This window comes from Streptosporangium sp. NPDC002721 (assembly GCF_042888905.1).
GTDB lineage: Bacteria > Actinomycetota > Actinomycetes > Streptosporangiales > Streptosporangiaceae > Streptosporangium.
The window spans coordinates 17,755-32,259 of record NZ_JBIAQI010000008.1; the positions used below are offsets into that span (position 1 = coordinate 17,755).

Annotated in this window: 16 protein-coding genes; 6 read left to right on the forward strand and 10 right to left on the reverse strand. The window is 71.8% G+C overall.

Features of this window, described 5'->3' with window-relative positions; translation table 11 throughout:
* Positions 1-32: 32 nt before the first annotated feature.
* From ACFYWM_RS12355 to ACFYWM_RS12375, 5 genes are all read right to left on the reverse strand, one after another.
* A complete protein-coding gene (locus tag ACFYWM_RS12355) occupies positions 33-404 on the reverse strand; it encodes a VOC family protein (protein ID WP_389912789.1) in 372 nt (123 codons plus the stop codon).
* 255 nt (positions 405-659) lie between these two features.
* Positions 660-1,793, reverse strand: a complete 1,134-nt coding sequence (locus ACFYWM_RS12360) for an MsnO8 family LLM class oxidoreductase (RefSeq protein ID WP_389912792.1) — start codon at positions 1,791-1,793, stop codon at positions 660-662.
* Positions 1,790-2,956 carry an LLM class flavin-dependent oxidoreductase gene (locus tag ACFYWM_RS12365; protein WP_389912795.1) on the reverse strand — a complete coding sequence of 389 codons (1,167 nt, stop codon included), beginning with the start codon at positions 2,954-2,956 and terminating at the stop codon, positions 1,790-1,792. Before ACFYWM_RS12365 ends, ACFYWM_RS12360 begins: the two co-directional genes overlap by 4 nt.
* Positions 2,953-4,278: an NtaA/DmoA family FMN-dependent monooxygenase gene (locus ACFYWM_RS12370; protein ID WP_389912798.1), complete on the reverse strand. Its 1,326-nt coding sequence runs from the start codon at positions 4,276-4,278 to the stop codon at positions 2,953-2,955. Before ACFYWM_RS12370 ends, ACFYWM_RS12365 begins: the two co-directional genes overlap by 4 nt.
* Entirely contained in the window at positions 4,275-5,483 is a 1,209-nt protein-coding gene (locus tag ACFYWM_RS12375; protein ID WP_389912800.1) for an LLM class flavin-dependent oxidoreductase, read from the reverse strand. The genes ACFYWM_RS12370 and ACFYWM_RS12375 overlap by 4 nt, the downstream gene beginning before the upstream one ends.
* Before the next feature lie 270 nt (positions 5,484-5,753).
* On the opposite strand from ACFYWM_RS12375, the gene ACFYWM_RS12380 reads away from it, so the two are divergent.
* Positions 5,754-6,746 (forward strand): hypothetical protein, encoded by a 993-nt coding sequence (locus ACFYWM_RS12380; protein WP_389912803.1) that lies wholly within the window; start codon positions 5,754-5,756, stop codon positions 6,744-6,746.
* Here the strand turns inward: ACFYWM_RS12380 and ACFYWM_RS12385 are convergent.
* Together ACFYWM_RS12385 and ACFYWM_RS12390 are read right to left on the reverse strand one after the other, a co-directional pair.
* A complete protein-coding gene (locus ACFYWM_RS12385) occupies positions 6,730-7,092 on the reverse strand; it encodes an MmcQ/YjbR family DNA-binding protein (protein ID WP_389912806.1) in 363 nt (120 codons plus the stop codon). The genes ACFYWM_RS12380 and ACFYWM_RS12385 overlap by 17 nt on opposite strands.
* Positions 7,089-7,520 carry a MarR family winged helix-turn-helix transcriptional regulator gene (locus ACFYWM_RS12390; protein ID WP_389912808.1) on the reverse strand — a complete coding sequence of 144 codons (432 nt, stop codon included), beginning with the start codon at positions 7,518-7,520 and terminating at the stop codon, positions 7,089-7,091. Before ACFYWM_RS12390 ends, ACFYWM_RS12385 begins: the two co-directional genes overlap by 4 nt.
* A 79-nt stretch (positions 7,521-7,599) precedes the next feature.
* On the opposite strand from ACFYWM_RS12390, the gene ACFYWM_RS12395 reads away from it, so the two are divergent.
* On the forward strand, positions 7,600-8,016 hold the full coding sequence (locus ACFYWM_RS12395) for an organic hydroperoxide resistance protein (RefSeq protein ID WP_389912811.1): 417 nt from the start codon (positions 7,600-7,602) through the stop codon (positions 8,014-8,016).
* A gap of 21 nt (positions 8,017-8,037) precedes the next feature.
* Here ACFYWM_RS12395 and ACFYWM_RS12400 read toward each other — a convergent pair whose 3' ends face one another.
* Entirely contained in the window at positions 8,038-8,400 is a 363-nt protein-coding gene (locus tag ACFYWM_RS12400; protein WP_389912813.1) for a DUF2203 domain-containing protein, read from the reverse strand.
* Positions 8,401-8,518: 118 nt separating this feature from the next.
* Between ACFYWM_RS12400 and ACFYWM_RS12405 the strand changes: the two genes are divergently transcribed.
* Together ACFYWM_RS12405 and ACFYWM_RS12410 are read left to right on the forward strand one after the other, a co-directional pair.
* On the forward strand, positions 8,519-8,746 hold the full coding sequence (locus ACFYWM_RS12405) for a helix-turn-helix domain-containing protein (RefSeq protein ID WP_389912815.1): 228 nt from the start codon (positions 8,519-8,521) through the stop codon (positions 8,744-8,746).
* Between the two features lie 2 nt (positions 8,747-8,748).
* Entirely contained in the window at positions 8,749-9,360 is a 612-nt protein-coding gene (locus ACFYWM_RS12410) for a hypothetical protein (RefSeq protein WP_389912817.1), read from the forward strand.
* A gap of 37 nt (positions 9,361-9,397) precedes the next feature.
* On the opposite strand, the gene ACFYWM_RS12415 is transcribed toward ACFYWM_RS12410, so the two are convergent.
* Positions 9,398-10,240, reverse strand: coding sequence for an amidohydrolase family protein (locus ACFYWM_RS12415; RefSeq protein ID WP_389912820.1), 843 nt, complete (start codon positions 10,238-10,240; stop codon positions 9,398-9,400).
* A 190-nt stretch (positions 10,241-10,430) separates the two neighbouring features.
* Positions 10,431-11,795: a cation:dicarboxylate symporter family transporter gene (locus ACFYWM_RS12420; protein WP_389912823.1), complete on the reverse strand. Its 1,365-nt coding sequence runs from the start codon at positions 11,793-11,795 to the stop codon at positions 10,431-10,433.
* Positions 11,796-11,882: 87 nt separating this feature from the next.
* Between ACFYWM_RS12420 and ACFYWM_RS12425 the strand changes: the two genes are divergently transcribed.
* Together ACFYWM_RS12425 and ACFYWM_RS12430 are read left to right on the forward strand one after the other, a co-directional pair.
* Positions 11,883-13,763, forward strand: a complete 1,881-nt coding sequence (locus ACFYWM_RS12425; protein WP_389912826.1) for an ATP-binding protein — start codon at positions 11,883-11,885, stop codon at positions 13,761-13,763.
* Positions 13,760-14,431 (forward strand): response regulator, encoded by a 672-nt coding sequence (locus ACFYWM_RS12430; protein WP_389912829.1) that lies wholly within the window; start codon positions 13,760-13,762, stop codon positions 14,429-14,431. Before ACFYWM_RS12425 ends, ACFYWM_RS12430 begins: the two co-directional genes overlap by 4 nt.
* The last annotated feature ends 74 nt before the right edge of the window (positions 14,432-14,505 follow it).

The window sequence follows — 14,505 nt, forward strand, 5'->3', positions numbered from 1 at the left end:
GTCAAGGGCCGGCGGGATCCGTCAAGGGCCGGTCATCGCCGCGCGGCGGCGAGATACTCGCGGCTGAGCTCGATGATCTGGAGATAGTTGCCGTCCGGGTCGACCAGCGTGCCGAACAGCCCGGCCTCCCGTCTCTCGACCTCGACCAGCCAGGTCACCCCCAGACCGTCGAGGTGCGCGGCCGTGGCGCGGGCGTCCTCCACGTGGAAGTTGAAGATCACCCGTCCGGGCTCGGCGGCCGCCGGGGCGACGTCGTCGCGGGCCTCGAAGAGCACCCGGACACCGCCGAAGTCGATGAAGCCGTCCCCGAAGTGCTCGGGTCGCAGCGCGGCGAGATACCAGGCGTGCAGCCTGGCCGGGTCGGCGCTGCCGAACAGGATGCTGCCGAGGGCAGGGGTCTTCACGGCACTGTCCTTTCCCGCCCCCGAGGGGACGGTTCCTCCGGTTCTCCTCCGCTGACGGAGATCTCCCCCGATCGGGGATTCCTTCCGGTCAGGGACTCTCTCCGGTGACTGATCGGGCGTCCCCGGCGGGGCGCCTCACCGGGGACGTCGGAGCCCGCGACGCGTTCTCGACGTCTTTCGTACCGGATTCCCGGAAAAACTTCCGGCACCCGGCGGTGACCGCCGGGTGCCGGAAGAGGCGTGGGTGGAGCGGGTTCAGTCCGTGACGGTGCCTCCTTCCCATTCCGCGGCGAGCAGTTCGTAGGAGCGGACCCGGTCGGCGTGGTCGTGGGTGATGGTGGTGACGAGCAGCTCGTCGGCGCCGGTGACGTCGCGCAGCACGCGCAGCCTCTCCGCGACGGTCCGCGGGGAGCCGACGAACTGGGTGGCGAGCCGGTCGGCGACCAGCGCGCGGTCCTCCTCCGTCCACTCGTGGGCCGCCGCCTCGGCCGGTGTCGGGAACGGGATCGCCCCGGCGCCGGTGCGGATGCTGCGGACCCAGAGCCCGTACGGGGAGGCGAGCTCCCTCGCCGTCTCGTCGTCCTCGGCCACGACGACGTCGGCCGAGACGACCAGGTAGGGCTCGGCGAGGACCTCCGAGGGCTTGAACGCCTCCCGGTAGGCCTCCGCGGCCTCCAGCACCCCGGACGGGCTGACATGGTAGTTCGCCGCGAAGGGCAGTCCGCGCTCCCCCGCCACCTGCGCGCTCTGCCCGCCGCTGCTGCCCAGGATCCACAGCGCCAGGTCCGCGCCCTCGCCCGGCGTGGCGTGCGCGGCCACCCCGTCGGGGGAACGGTAGGTCCCGGCCAGCAGTGCCGCGATGTCGTCGACCTGGTCGGCGAAGTCGGGGCTCTCCGCGCCGGGCTGCTGCAGCAGCGCGCCGTACAGGGAGAACAGCGGCGACCTGGCGAGCGCCGCGAAGGAGAAGGGCTCGGGGATGAGCAGCCCGTCCACGACCCTGGCGGGCTTCAGCGGGGGCGGGGCCTTCCTCGCCAGCTCCGCGAACTCGGCCTTGCGCTGGCCGGAACGGCCCAGGCCGAGGTCGATGCGGCCCGGGTGGAGGGCGTCGACGAGACCGAACTGCTCGACCACCGACAGCGCGGTCTGGTGACCGAGCTGGACGGCTCCCGAGCCGACCCTGATCGTGCTGGTCGCGGCGGCCACCAGGGCGATGAGCACGGCGGGGGCGGCGCTGGCGACGCCGGGCGCGAGGTGGTGCTCGGCCACCCAGTAGCGGTGGTAGCCGAACCCCTCGGCCCGCCGGGCCAGGTCCAGGGTGTTGCGCAGCGCGTCGCCCGCGGTGCCGCCGGAGGGGATGGGGGCGAGGTCGAGGATCGACAGGGAGGTCATGCCCGTCCCCCGTCCCGCGCGTCCTCGTGCCGCGAACCCTCGGGGCTCGGGCTCCCGGATTGTTCGGCGTTCCCGTGTTCGGCGTTCCCGTGTTCGGCGTTCCCGTGTTCGGCGTTCCCGTGCCGGGGGAACGGCCTGCTGGGGATCTCCGCGCGCAGCACGGGGGCGATGTCGCTCTGGAAGAGTTCCAGGGCCGCGCGGTGCTGCTTGTCGGTGAGGCCGTCGGCGTCGGCGTGCAGGTGCATCACCTCGTGCCCGAGCCGCTCGTGGTAGCGGTGGACCTTGTCGATGATCTGCTGCGGGCTGCCGACCAGGATGGAGCTGCGTTCGATCGCGTCCTCCAGGGTGTGGAAGACCGGGGTCACCCCGACCTTCTTGAACAGCTCCAGCCGGGCGTTGAAGATCGGCCGGTAGGTCTCGATCGCGTCCTGGGAGTTCTTCGTCGCGTAGTAGCCCGCGGTGCCCGCGCCCACCAGCGCGTCGGCGGGGTCGTGGCCGTGGAACTCCCAGCGCTCGCGGTAGTGGCGGACCAGTTCCTCGTACGGCTCGACGGGGTTGCTGACGTTGGCGGAGAAGAGGGGGTCGCCGTACAGGGCGGCGAGCTCCACCGACTCCTTGCTGGTGGCGCTGCCGTGCCAGACGCGGATGGGCCTCTGCAGCGGGCGCGGCCAGGTCTCCGCGTCGGTCAGGGACGGCCGGAACCTCCCCGACCAGGTCACCCTGTCCTCCCGCCACAGGCGGCGGAACAGCTCGTAGCCCTCCCGGTTGCGGTCCCACTGGTCCTCGCCGGTCACGTGGAACAGCTGGGCCTGCGCGGCGCCGTTGCCCTTGCCGATGATGAGTTCCAGACGGCCGCCGGAGAGGTGGTCGAGGGTGGCGTAGTCCTCGTAGGCGCGTACCGGGTCCAGCAGGCTCAGCGTGGTGACCGCGGTGAACAGCCTGATCGCCGACGTCCTGGCCGCGATGTGGCTGAGCACGACCGGCGGGGAGGAGGAGATGAACGGGCGCTCGTGCCGCTCCCCGACGCCGAAGCCGTCGAAGCCGAGCTCCTCGGCGAGCACGGCGTTCTCGACGACCTCGCGCAGGCGCGCGTTGGTCGACTTGAGCTCGCCGGTGATGGGGTCGGGGCCGTGGACGATCAGGGTGATGGCCAGAAATTTCATCGTTCGTTCTCCAGGCCCAGGTGGCCGCGCAGCGTGGTGGTCTCGTACTCGGCGCGGAGGACCCCGCGCTCCTGCAGCAGCGGTACGACCCGGTCGACGAAGTCGTCCAGGCCGCCGGGGGTGAGGTGCGGCACCAGGATGAAGCCGTCGGAGGCGTCGCCCTGCACGAACTCGTTGATCTCCTCGGCGACGCGCGAGGGCGAGCCGATGAAGGACTGCCTCCCGGTCACCTCGATGATCAGGTCGCGGATGCCGAGCTTCTTGGCCTCGGCCAGGGCCCGCCACTCCGCCGCGGTCTTGAGCGGGTCGCGGGACATCCGGGTCCGGCCCTTGATGATCGAGTCGTCCGAGACGTCCGGGTCGATCTCGGGCAGCGGGCCCTCGGGGTCGTAGGCCGACAGGTCTCGGTTCCACAGCTGCTCCAGCAGCAGGATCGCGGTCTGCGGGCTGACCTGCTGGCGGCGGATGTGGTCGGCGTTCTCCTGGGCCTCGGCGTCGGTGTCGCCGAGCGCGAACGTGGCGCCGGGCAGGATCTTCAGGGAGTCGGGCGACCGGCCGTGCGCGGCCAGCCTCGACTTGACGTCCCGGTAGAAGGCCTGCCCGTCCTGGAGCCTGCTGTGCCGGGAGAAGATGGCGTCGGCGGTGGCCGCGGCGAAGGCCCTGCCGCCCTCGGAGTCCCCGGCCTGGATGGTGAGCGGGCGCCCCTGCGGGCTGCGCGGCACGGTGAAGTGGCCGCCGATGTCGAAGTGGGTGCCCCGGTGGGCGAACTCCCCCGCCTCCCGCCTGGCGAACGTGCCCGCCCCCGGGTCGGCGACGAGGTCCTCGGCGGCCCACGAGTCCCAGAGCTCGTTGACGGTCCGCACGAACTCCTCGGCCCGCTCGTAGCGCTGCGCGTGCTCCAGGAAACCGCCCCTGCGGAAGTTCTCCCCGGTGAACGCGTCGGAGGAGGTGACGACGTTCCACCCGGCCCGGCCGCCGGACAGGTGGTCGAGGGTGGCGAGCTTGCGGGCGAGCTCGTACGGCTCGTTGAAGGTGGCGTTGATCGTCCCGGCCAGGCCCAGGTGGTCGGTGACCGCGGCGAGGCCGGAGAGTACGGTGAGCGAGTCGGGGCGGCCGACCACGTCGAGGTCGTGGATCTTCCCGCGCTGCTCGCGCAGCCGTTGCCCGTCCGCGAGGAAGAAGAAGTCGAACCTCCCGCGTTCGGCGGTCCGTGCCAGGTGGGTGAAGGAGGCGAAGTCGATCTGGCTGCCCGAGGCGGGATCGCTCCAGACCGTGTGGTTGTTCACGCCCGGGAAGTGGGCGGCGAGGATGACCTGCTTCATCGTCGGCTCCCTGCGTAGCGGCTGGCGGGTCGGGGCAGGCGGAGGTGGCCGCGCAGCGTGTCCGCCTCGTACGCGCGGCGGAAGGCGTCGCGCGCCTGGAGCTCGGGCACCAGGCCGCGCGTGATGGCGTTCAGGTCGGTCGGCAGCACGGCGGGCCGCAGCCTGAAGCCCTCCAGCCCGGCCGCGCGCCACTCCAGGAGCAGGTCGGCGAGCTCGCCGGGCGTGCCCGCGAAGACGGCGGCGTCGGAGGTGTAGGCGGCACCGTCGAGCTCGTCGAGCCGGGCCCTGCGCTCGCGGGCGTCGTCCCCGCCCTCCCCCAGGAACACGACGAGGTCCGCGAAGATCTTCAGCTCTCCGGCGTCCGGGTCACGCACCTCGCCCTCGATCTCGCGCACCTCACCCACGATGGCCCGTACCTGCCCGGTGTCGTGCGGCGTGACGTAGACGACGTCGGCGCCGCGAGCGGCGAACTCGTACGGCAGCCGGGCGTGGGCCAGCGCGGTGACCAGCGGCTGGCCCTGGGGCGGGCGCGGCACGATGGAGGGGCCCTTGACGGTGAAGCGCTCGCCCTCGAAGTCGACGTAGTGCAGCCTGTCGCGGTCGACGAACCGGCCGGTGGCCACGTCGCGGATGACCGCGTCGTCCTCCCAGCTGTCCCACAGGCGCCGCACCGCCTCGACGGCGTCGGCGGCGTCGCCGAACAGCTCTCGCACCAGGGGGGACCTGGCGATGTCGGCGAGGTCCTCCGGTCTCAGCTCGGGAACCTCCCGGCGGCCGAAGTGGGCGGCCTCGGTGTGGCGCCCGGAGATCTGGGGGCGCCATCCGGCCCGCCCGGAACTGACGTAGTCGAGGGTGGCGATGGAGGCGGCGACGTGGAAGGGCTCGGTGTGCGTGGTGGTGGCCGTGGGCACCAGCCCGATCCTGCTCGTCAGCGGGGCGATCCTGGAGGCCACGAGGACGGCGTCGAGACGCCCGCGTACCTGGTCGGTACGGCCGTCGTGGCCGTCCAGGCGCGTGGTCTGCAGGGCGAGGGAGTCCTCGATGGTGACGAAGTCGAGGAGGCCGTGCTCGGCCTCGGCCACCAGGGCGGCCCAGTAGGCGGCGGTGAACAGGTCTTTCGGGGAGGCGGCGGGGTCACGCCAGGCCGCGGGATGCCATCCGGCGCCGTCGAGCGCGACGGCGAGATGCAAGGGAACTGCCGACATATGACGACAATAACACCAAAACCCTTAATCTCTACATGTTTAGTCGGTTATATCGCCGGAGCCTGCTCGCCGAAGCTTGTCGAAGCCTGTCCGCCGGAGCGCTCGCGTCCGGGACGGGGAGATCCGAGGAGGGCGTCTCCCTGACGTCGGCACCGGGATCTGATAGGCATTTGTCCCGTGACGCGTCTTCTGGCAGTACTCGCACTGACTCTTCCCCTCATCGCGGCCACGGCCCCGGCTTCGGCCACGGCCCCCGCTTCGGCTTTGGCTTTGGCCACCGCGCCAGGGAAGCCACGCGTCCCGGCCGGGGTGACCGCCGGGTACGTGGTCTTCGACCGGCAGGCGGGGAAGGTGACCGAGTACCGCAACGCGCACCGGAGATTCCGGTCGGCGTCGGTGGTGAAGATCCTCATCGCGATCGACCATCTGGAGTCACGCAAGAGCGTTCCCTCGCGCGACCTGGCGCTGCTCAAGGCCATGCTGCGGGTGAGTGACGACAACGCGGCGACGTCCTTCTGGACCAGGGGCGGCCAGGGGAGGATCGTCCAGCGGATGGCACGCAAGCTGCGGCTCACCGACACCGCTCCCCCACCGGCCGACAAGCCCGGCTTCTGGGGTTACACCTCGCTCAGCGCGATGGACGTCGTCAGGACCTACCGCTATCTGCTCGACCGGGCCGACCCCGGGGTCCGCGACCTGATCCTGGGCCACCTGCGCAGGTCGGGGCAGTGCGGCTCCGACGGGTTCGACCAGTACTTCGGCATCCCGCGCGGGGTGCGCGGGCCCTGGGCGGTCAAGCAGGGCTGGTCGGGGTACGGCTCCACACCCCCGGTCCGCTGCCGCCCCGCGGCCTCCCCGGCGACCGCCTCCACGGCCGCGACCTTCGACACGTCCACACCCGCTTCCACGGCCGCGACCTTCGACACGTCCGCATCCACTTCTACGGCCGCGGCCTTTGACACGTCCGCATCCGCCGATACGTCCGCATCCGCGGCTCGGCCCGCGTCCGGCGGTGACGTCGCGCTCACCGCGCGGGTCGTGCCCGCCACTCAGACGGCCCCCGCCGCACAGGTCGTGTCCGCTCAGGCCGGGCCGGTTCCCGACCTGGGGCACCCGGTTCTGCACACCACAGGGCTCGTCGGCCCCGGGGAGCGCTGGATCATGGTCCTGCTCACCGCCCACCCGGCGGGGACCACCTGGCAGCGCTCCACCGCCCAGACGACGAAGCTGGCCCGGGAGGTCCACCTCAGCGGAACCTCCTGACCACCGGCTCCCCGAGATGGGCGACCGCGAGCCTCTTGGGAGCGACCATCCGCCAGGCCTCCTCGACGAGCTCCCGCGTCTCGGCCTCGTCGATCGCCGCGAGCCGGACCCGGACCCAGTTGTAACGCTCGTCGGAGGGCCGGGGCATGTGGAACCTCTCCGGCTCGGCCGCGACCAGCGCGGCCCGCTCCTCCCTGGGGAAGGCGAAGCCCATCGAGGTCTCGTCCGGCGAGATCGCGACATAGACGATCCGGCCCACCCGGAACGTCACCCGGTCCCTGACGAGCCTCTCCTCGGTCCTGGGCAGCGCCACGGCGACGCGGCGCACGTCGTCGGCCGTGCTCACCGTGCCGCCTCGTCGAGGGAGGCGGTGAGGCGGCGCAGGGTGTTCTGCAGGTCGACGACCTCCGAGGGGGCGAGACCGGACGCCTCGAAGATCTGGAGGGGGACGTCGCACGCCCGCTCCTCCAGCTGGGCTCCCTTGGACGTGAGCCGCACCAGCACGGACCGCTCGTCGTCGGCGCTGCGCTCCCGGCGTACCAGGCTCGCCGCCTCCAGCCGCTTCAGCAGCGGCGACAGGGTGCCCGAGTCGAGCCGCAGCTTCACGCCGAGTTCCTTGACCGTCAGCGGCTCGCGATCCCAGAGCACCGTCATGACCAGGTACTGCGGGTAGGTGAGGCCGAGCTCGGCCAGCACCTTGCGGTAGACGGCGTCCAGCGCGCGAGACGCCGCGTGCACGTCGAAACAGACCAGGTTCTCGACGGAGATCTTCACATCACGATTGTACCGAACTTGACTGTTATCAACTAAATTGCGCACAATTGAGTTGCCCAAAATTGAGAAGGAGATCCCGATGAGTGTGCTTTACACCGCCATCGCCACCGCCAACGCCGGCGGCCGGGAAGGACGGGCGGTCTCGTCCGACAAGCGCCTCGACGTGACCCTCGCCCCGCCGCAGGAGATGGGCGGCTCCGGCGAGGGCACCAACCCCGAGCAGCTGTTCGCGGCCGGATACGCCGCCTGCTTCGCCAGCGCGCTCCAGCTGATCGGCCGCAAGCAGAAGCTCGACGTCTCCGACGCCTCGGTGACCGCCGAGGTGGGTCTCGTCAAGGAGGACAAGGGCCTGGCGCTCGCCGTGACGCTGCGCGTCGAGCTCCCCGACCAGCTGCACGGGGAGGCCGGCACCGCCCTCGTCGAGGCCGCCCACCAGGTCTGCCCCTACTCCAACGCCACCCGGGGCAACATCCCGGTCAACCTCGTGATCGAGTAATCGGGCCCCAGGGGATCGCGGTCAGGGAAGGGGCCTGCGACCGGCGAAGCCGAGCTCGTCCCGGTGGTACCACACCAGCTCGCGATCCCCTTCGAGCCAGCACAGCCGCACCCGTACGCCGTCGAGCACCGAGGGGAAGTCGACCAGCAGGGGCGCGACCCCCTTGACCTCGATGCCCCGCTCCTCGAACCAGCCGAGGATCTCCTCCAGCCTGGCCTCGTAGGCCTTCGCCTCCGCCAGCCCACCGGCCTCGGAGGTGCCGGTGCTGCGGAGCTCGTACGCGAGCTCGGCCAGCTCACCCCGCATCGTCACGAACGCGGTGGCCCGCTCCAGCAGCACGGGCATCAGCGCCCGCGCCTCCTCGACGGTGAAGATCCTGTCCACCCCTGCACGCTAGCGCGTCCCCGCCCGGAACGCTGCGAGCCACCGGGAGCACCAGGCTGTACGGAAATAACGTCAGCAAATGCTGACAAAAGAGAGCGTGTCAGCTTATGCTGACGGCATGGGATCGCTGAGCAAGCTCGCCGAGGCCGTCGACGGCGAGGACCCGGTGGTGGCGCTGGCGGCCGTGGCGGCGCTGCGCAGGCTCCTGGAGGAGCTGGAGGCCGCGCACGTCATCGAGGCCAGGAGCCGGGGGGCGTCCTGGGAGATCGTCGCCGCGGCGCTCGGAGTCAGGCGGCAGACCGCCCACCGCAAGCACGCACACCGGATCACCGAGGGCGGGAGCTGACGATGTTCGCGAGATTCACCCCCGAAGCCCGGCGGACCACGGTCCGCGCCGGACTGCTGTCGCTCGACCACGGCCGCACCACGCTCGACGAGGACATGTTCCTGCTCGCCCTGGCCGAGTCCTGGCCGGTGGCGGGCTTAGTGATCACTTCGGAGGCGGTCGGCGTGGAGATCCGCGAACGCGAGGCCGCGCGAGGTCGCGCGGGCGACCGCGAGCTGCTGGCCGCCATCGGCATCGACCTGGACGAGATCAGGCGGCGCCTCCCGGCCCGGAGGGAGGACCCCCTGGCCTGGCGCCTGACGCGCTCCAGGCTCCGCCCGCTGAACGTGACGCTCAGCGGCCCGGCCGGCGACCTGCTCCTCACCGCCCGGGCGAGAAAGGTCGTCGAGGTCGCCCTGTACACCTCCGGCACCGGCTCCAGCGCAGGTTCCCGTTCAGGCTCCGGCACCGGCACCGGTTCCAGTACGGGCTCCGGCTCAGGGGTGACCGACGAGGATCTGCTGAAGGGCCTGCTGGCCGACGCCTCGAACGCCTCGGTCTCCATCCTGCGCCGCCTCGGCGTCGACGTCCGCGGCCTCGCGGCGAGCATCGGCTTCCTGCGCGAATCAGCCTGAGGACAGAGCGAGCCGACCCGGGGACGAGCGGACCCGGTCAGGCCTCGATGCCGTAGAAGCGCGCGGCGGTGCCGCCGAGGACGGCGTCCCGGCCGGCCGCGTCGAGGCCCGACAGCAGCACCCCGGTCTCCTCCCAGACCCTGGCGTAGTCACCCGCGAGGACGGCCACCGGCCAGTCGCTGCCGAACATCAGCCGCTCGGGGCCGAACACCTCGAGCGCGTGGTCGACGTAGGGACGAAGATCCTCCGCCGTCCACGTCCCGGGGTCGGCGGCGGTGTTGAGACCGGACACCTTGCCGTACACGTTGGGATGCTCGGCGGCGCGGGCGATGAGCGACGCCCACGGCTCCCAGCCCTTCTCCCTGATCGGCGGCTTGGCCAGATGGTCGATGACCAGCCGCAGCCCGGGGAGGCGCTCGGCGAGGAACGACACGTGCTCCAGGTGCCTGGGCAGCACCGCGACCACGTCGAACGGCAGCCCCGCCGCGGCGAGCAGGCCCAGGCTCTCGACCACCGTGTCCTGGACGACCCAGTCGGGGTCGGGGTCGTCGTGGATGAGGTGCCTCACCCCGGCGAACCTCGGATGCCTGCCGTAGCGCTCCAGCGCCCCGGCCGCCTCGTCGGGCCGGTTCAGCGGCACCCATCCCACCACGGCCGCGACGACGTCGTAGGCGTCCGCCTGCGCCAGCATGGCGTCGGTGTCGGCGTAGGTGTCGGCGGCCTGGACCAGCACGGTCCGCTCCACACCGGCCGCGGCGAGCTGCGGGAGGAGTTCCTCGGGGGCGAAGGTGCGGTAGAGCGGCCCCGCCTCCGGCGTCAGCCAGGAGTAGGAGCCCGTCTCCAGGTTCCAGAAGTGCTGGTGGGCATCGATGACGGCCATCCACCGCTCCCCTTCGATTCCTCGATCATTCGTCTGCGGCCTGCACAAACTAGGGCGCGGTGGCAGGGGTGTCAACGCCGCCGGCCTGCGGGAGCCGGCCGGGTGACCGCACGGGCCCTCACGCGTACGGGCCGGTGGTGGACACCCCTCCCGGAAAGGTGTCCACCACCGGCCCGTACGACCGCCGTCGCTACACCGGCGACAGGGCCGGGTCGTCCGTCCGCGAGGAGGGCGGCGCGGGCGGCGGGTCGTCGTCGCCGTGCTCGTCGTCGTCGAGGAGGGTCGTCTCGTCGAACGGCGCCCTGCCCGCCAGGACCTCGCTCGCGCGCTCCCGGTCGAACTCGCCCGTCCAGGTGCCGATCAGGACGGTGGCGACCGCGTTTCCGGCGAAGTTGGTCAGTGCCCGCGCCTCGGACATGAAGCGGTCGATGCCGACGATGAGGCCGACGCCGTCGACCAGGTCGGGGCGGTGGGACTGCAGGCCGCCCGCGAGGGTGGCCAGGCCCGCGCCGGTGACCCCGGCGGCGCCCTTCGAGGCGATCATCATGAACACCAGCAGGGAGACCTGCTCGCCGAAGGCGAGGGGGGCGCCGGTGGCGCTCGCGACGAACAACGTGGCCATGGTGAGGTAGATGGCCGTGCCGTCCAGGTTGAAGGAGTACCCGGTCGGCACGGTGATGCCGACGACGGGCTTGCTCACCCCGAGGTGCTCCATCTTGGCGATCAGGCGGGGCAGGGCCGACTCCGAGGACGAGGTCGACAGGATCAGCAGGAACTCCCTGCCCAGATAGCGCAGCAGCGAGAACAGGCCGACCCGCGCCACCAGCCAGAGCATCGGGCCGAGGATGACGAACACGAAGAGCACGCAGGTCAGGTAGAAGGCGAGCATGATGACGCCGAGGCTCCTGAGCGCGTCCATGCCGGTGGCGCCGACGACCGCGGCTATCGCGCCGAAGGCGCCGACCGGGGCGGCCCACATGATCATGGCGAGGATCCGGAAGACGAGCCGCTGGATGTGCGTGATGCCGTTCAGGATGGGCTTGGCGCGCTCGCCCATCGCCTGCAGGGCGAACCCGGTGAGCAGCGCGACCAGGAGGGTCTGCAGCACCTGGCCCTCGGTGAACGCCGACACCAGCGTGGTGGGGATGATCCCGAGCAGGAACGACACCGTGTCGGTCTCGCCGCCCTTGGCCGCCTCGGCCTCGGCGGCCTTGCGCAGCTCGTCGGTGAGCTGCAGGCCCTGTCCGGGGTCGACCAGGTTGCCCACGAGCAGGCCGATGCCCAGCGCGACGGTCGACATGGCGATGAAGTAGCCGAGCGCGAGGCCGCCGACCCGTCCGACCTTCGCGGCCTTGGTGACCGATCCGACGCCGAGCACGATGGTGCAGAAGATGATCGGGCTGATCATCATCTTGATCAGGGCGACGAAGGCGGTGCCGAGCGGCTTCAGGGCCACGCCGACGTCGGGGGCCGCGAACCCGATCGCGATCCCGGCGACCACGGCAGCGATGACGGCTATGTACAGGTAATGTGTTTTGTCTCGGGCCGCGCTCATGCGTGCTCCACCGCGCTAGAGGAAAAATCCGGTCGAGCGACTATCTCCGGCCCTGTGATCTAAGTCACCATTGCGTACATTTCGTTCGTGAACTTGCGGAAACTTCCCAGACGCATCCGCGACTGGAGTCTGGCCAGGCAGATGCTGGCCCTCCAGATCGTCGTCGTAGGCGTCACCGTGACCGGTGGCGCCCTGCTGGCGTTCCTGCAGATGCGTGAGCTGCTCGTCGAGGAGGCCACCGGCACCGCCAGGGCGGTGACCGTCAGCGTGGCCGACTCCCCCTCCGTCCTCGCCTCCCTGGACGACCCGGCGGCCCTGCAGCCGTACGCGGAACGGGTGCGGCGGGAGACCGGGGTCGACTTCATCACGATCATGAGCCTCGACGGCGTGCGCTACACCCATCCCAACCCCGCCGAGATCGGCCGCCGTTTCCTCGGCAACACCGCGCCCGCCCTGGCGGGGCAGGTCTTCACCGAGACCTACACCGGCACGCTCGGCCCCTCGGTCCGCGCCGTCGCCCCGGTCCGCGACGCCCGCGGCGAGGTACGGGCCCTGGTCAGCGGGGGCATCACGATCAGCAAGATCAGCGTCAGGCTCCGCGGGCAGATCACCGGCGCCGCGCTGATCGGCCTGCTCGGCCTGTCCGTCGGCGGGGCGGGCACCTACCTGGTCGGGGCCCGGCTGCGCCGCCAGACACACGGGATGGGCCCCGCCGAGCTGAGCCGGATGTACGAGTACCACGACGCGATCCTGCACGCCGTACGGGAAGGACTGCTGCTCGTCGACGACGCGGGCACGGTCACGCTCTGCAACGACGGGGCCAGGGAGCTCCTGGGACTGGCGGGCGAGGTGAACGGCAGGCACGTCACCCGTCTCGGCCTTCCCCCCTCGCTGGGCGAGCGGCTGGCGGCGGCCGAGAACCGCAGCGACGAGATCCACATGACCGGGGAGCGGACGCTGGTGGTGAACGTGGCGGTGGTGCGCTCCGGCAACCGCTCGCTCGGCACCGTGGTCACCCTCCGCGACCACACGGAGCTGCAGTCCCTGACCGGGCAGCTCAACGCCGAGCGCGGCTTCGCCGACTCCCTGCGGGCCGCCGCGCACGAGTCGGCCAACCGGCTGCACACGGTCATCACCCTCGTCGAGCTGGGCCGCGCCGAACAGGCGGTGGCGTTCGCGACCGAGGAGATCAAGGCCGCCCAGCAGCTCACCGACCGGGTGATGGGCGCCGTACGCGAACCGGTGCTCGCCGCGCTGCTGCTGGGCAAGAGCGCGGAGGCCGGGGAGCGCGGGGTGGAGCTGTCGATCACCCCGGACAGCGAGCTCGACGACCTCGGCCTGGACACCCGCGACCTGGTGACGATCGTCGGCAACCTGATAGACAACGCGGCGGACGCGGCCACGTCGGGCACGTCGGGCACCCGGCCCGCGCGGGTGGAGGTGCGGCTGCGCGCCGACGACACGACCTTCGTGATCAGCGTGGCGGACAGCGGGCCCGGCCTCGACCCGGCGACGGCGGGCGAGGCCTTCCGGCGGGGATGGACCACCAAGGGCGACGGGCGCGGCCTCGGCCTGGCCATGGTCGGCCAGGCGGTCCGCCGCATGGGCGGGACGATCGAGGTCGGCGGCACGCCCGGCCCGGACCGCACGGACGAGCCGGACCACACGGACGAGCCGGGCCGGGCAGACGAGGTAAGCCGGACAGACAAGGTGGGCCGGGCGGACGCCCTGAGCCGGACGGACGAGGTGGCGCGGGCCGAAGCGGGACGGGCCGAAGCGGGACGGGCCGAGGCGAAGCGGGCCGAGGCGGGACGGGCCGAGGGGGCGACGGCGGCCGGGGCGGGCATGGCCGTGGTGGCCACCCGTGCCGTCACGGGTGAGGCAGGTGCCGGGCGACCGGCGGAGAGCGGGACGGGCGCGGTGTTCACCGTACGGCTGCCACTGCGGCGGGGGAAGGGCGTCTCATGATCTCGGTACTGGTCGTCGAGGACGAGGAGATCACCGCCGAGGCGAACCGGGTCTTCGTGGAGCGGGTGCCAGGCTTCCGGGTGGCGGGGGTGGTCAGGTCCGGCGGCGACGCGCTGCGCTTCCTGCGCAGGCACCCCGTCGACCTGATCCTGCTCGACCTCTACCTGCCGGACATGCACGGGCTGGAGGTGTGCCGGGCGCTGCGGGCGGCCGGGGTGATGTCGGACGTCATCGCGGTCACCTCGGCGCGTGACCTGTCGGTGGTCAGGTCGGCCGTCTCCGTCGGCGTGGCCCAGTACCTGCTCAAGCCGTTCACCTTCGCCTCGCTGAGCGAGAAGCTCACCCGCTACGCCGAGTTCCGGTCGTCGGTGGAGGCCACGGGGGAGGCGAGCGGCCAGGGCGAGGTGGACCGCGCGCTGGCGGCGCTGCGGGGCCCGGCGCAGAGCCCCCTGCCGAAGGGGATGACGCAGGCTACCCTCGACGCCGTACTGGCGGAGCTGCGCGGGGCCCCCGGCGGCCTGTCGGCCCAGACCGCGGGGGCGGCGATCGGCGTCTCCCGGGTGACCGCCCGCCGATACCTGGAGCATCTGACGGAGAGCGGGGTCACGCACCGGGTGCCCCAGTACGGTGGACTCGGACGACCCGAGCTGCTGTACCGGATCATTTGAGACCCCGCCGGGGCACGAGGGTCCCGGAACTGGTAGTAAAAAGGCAGCCCGCCCTGCCACCCGCGGGCAAAGGA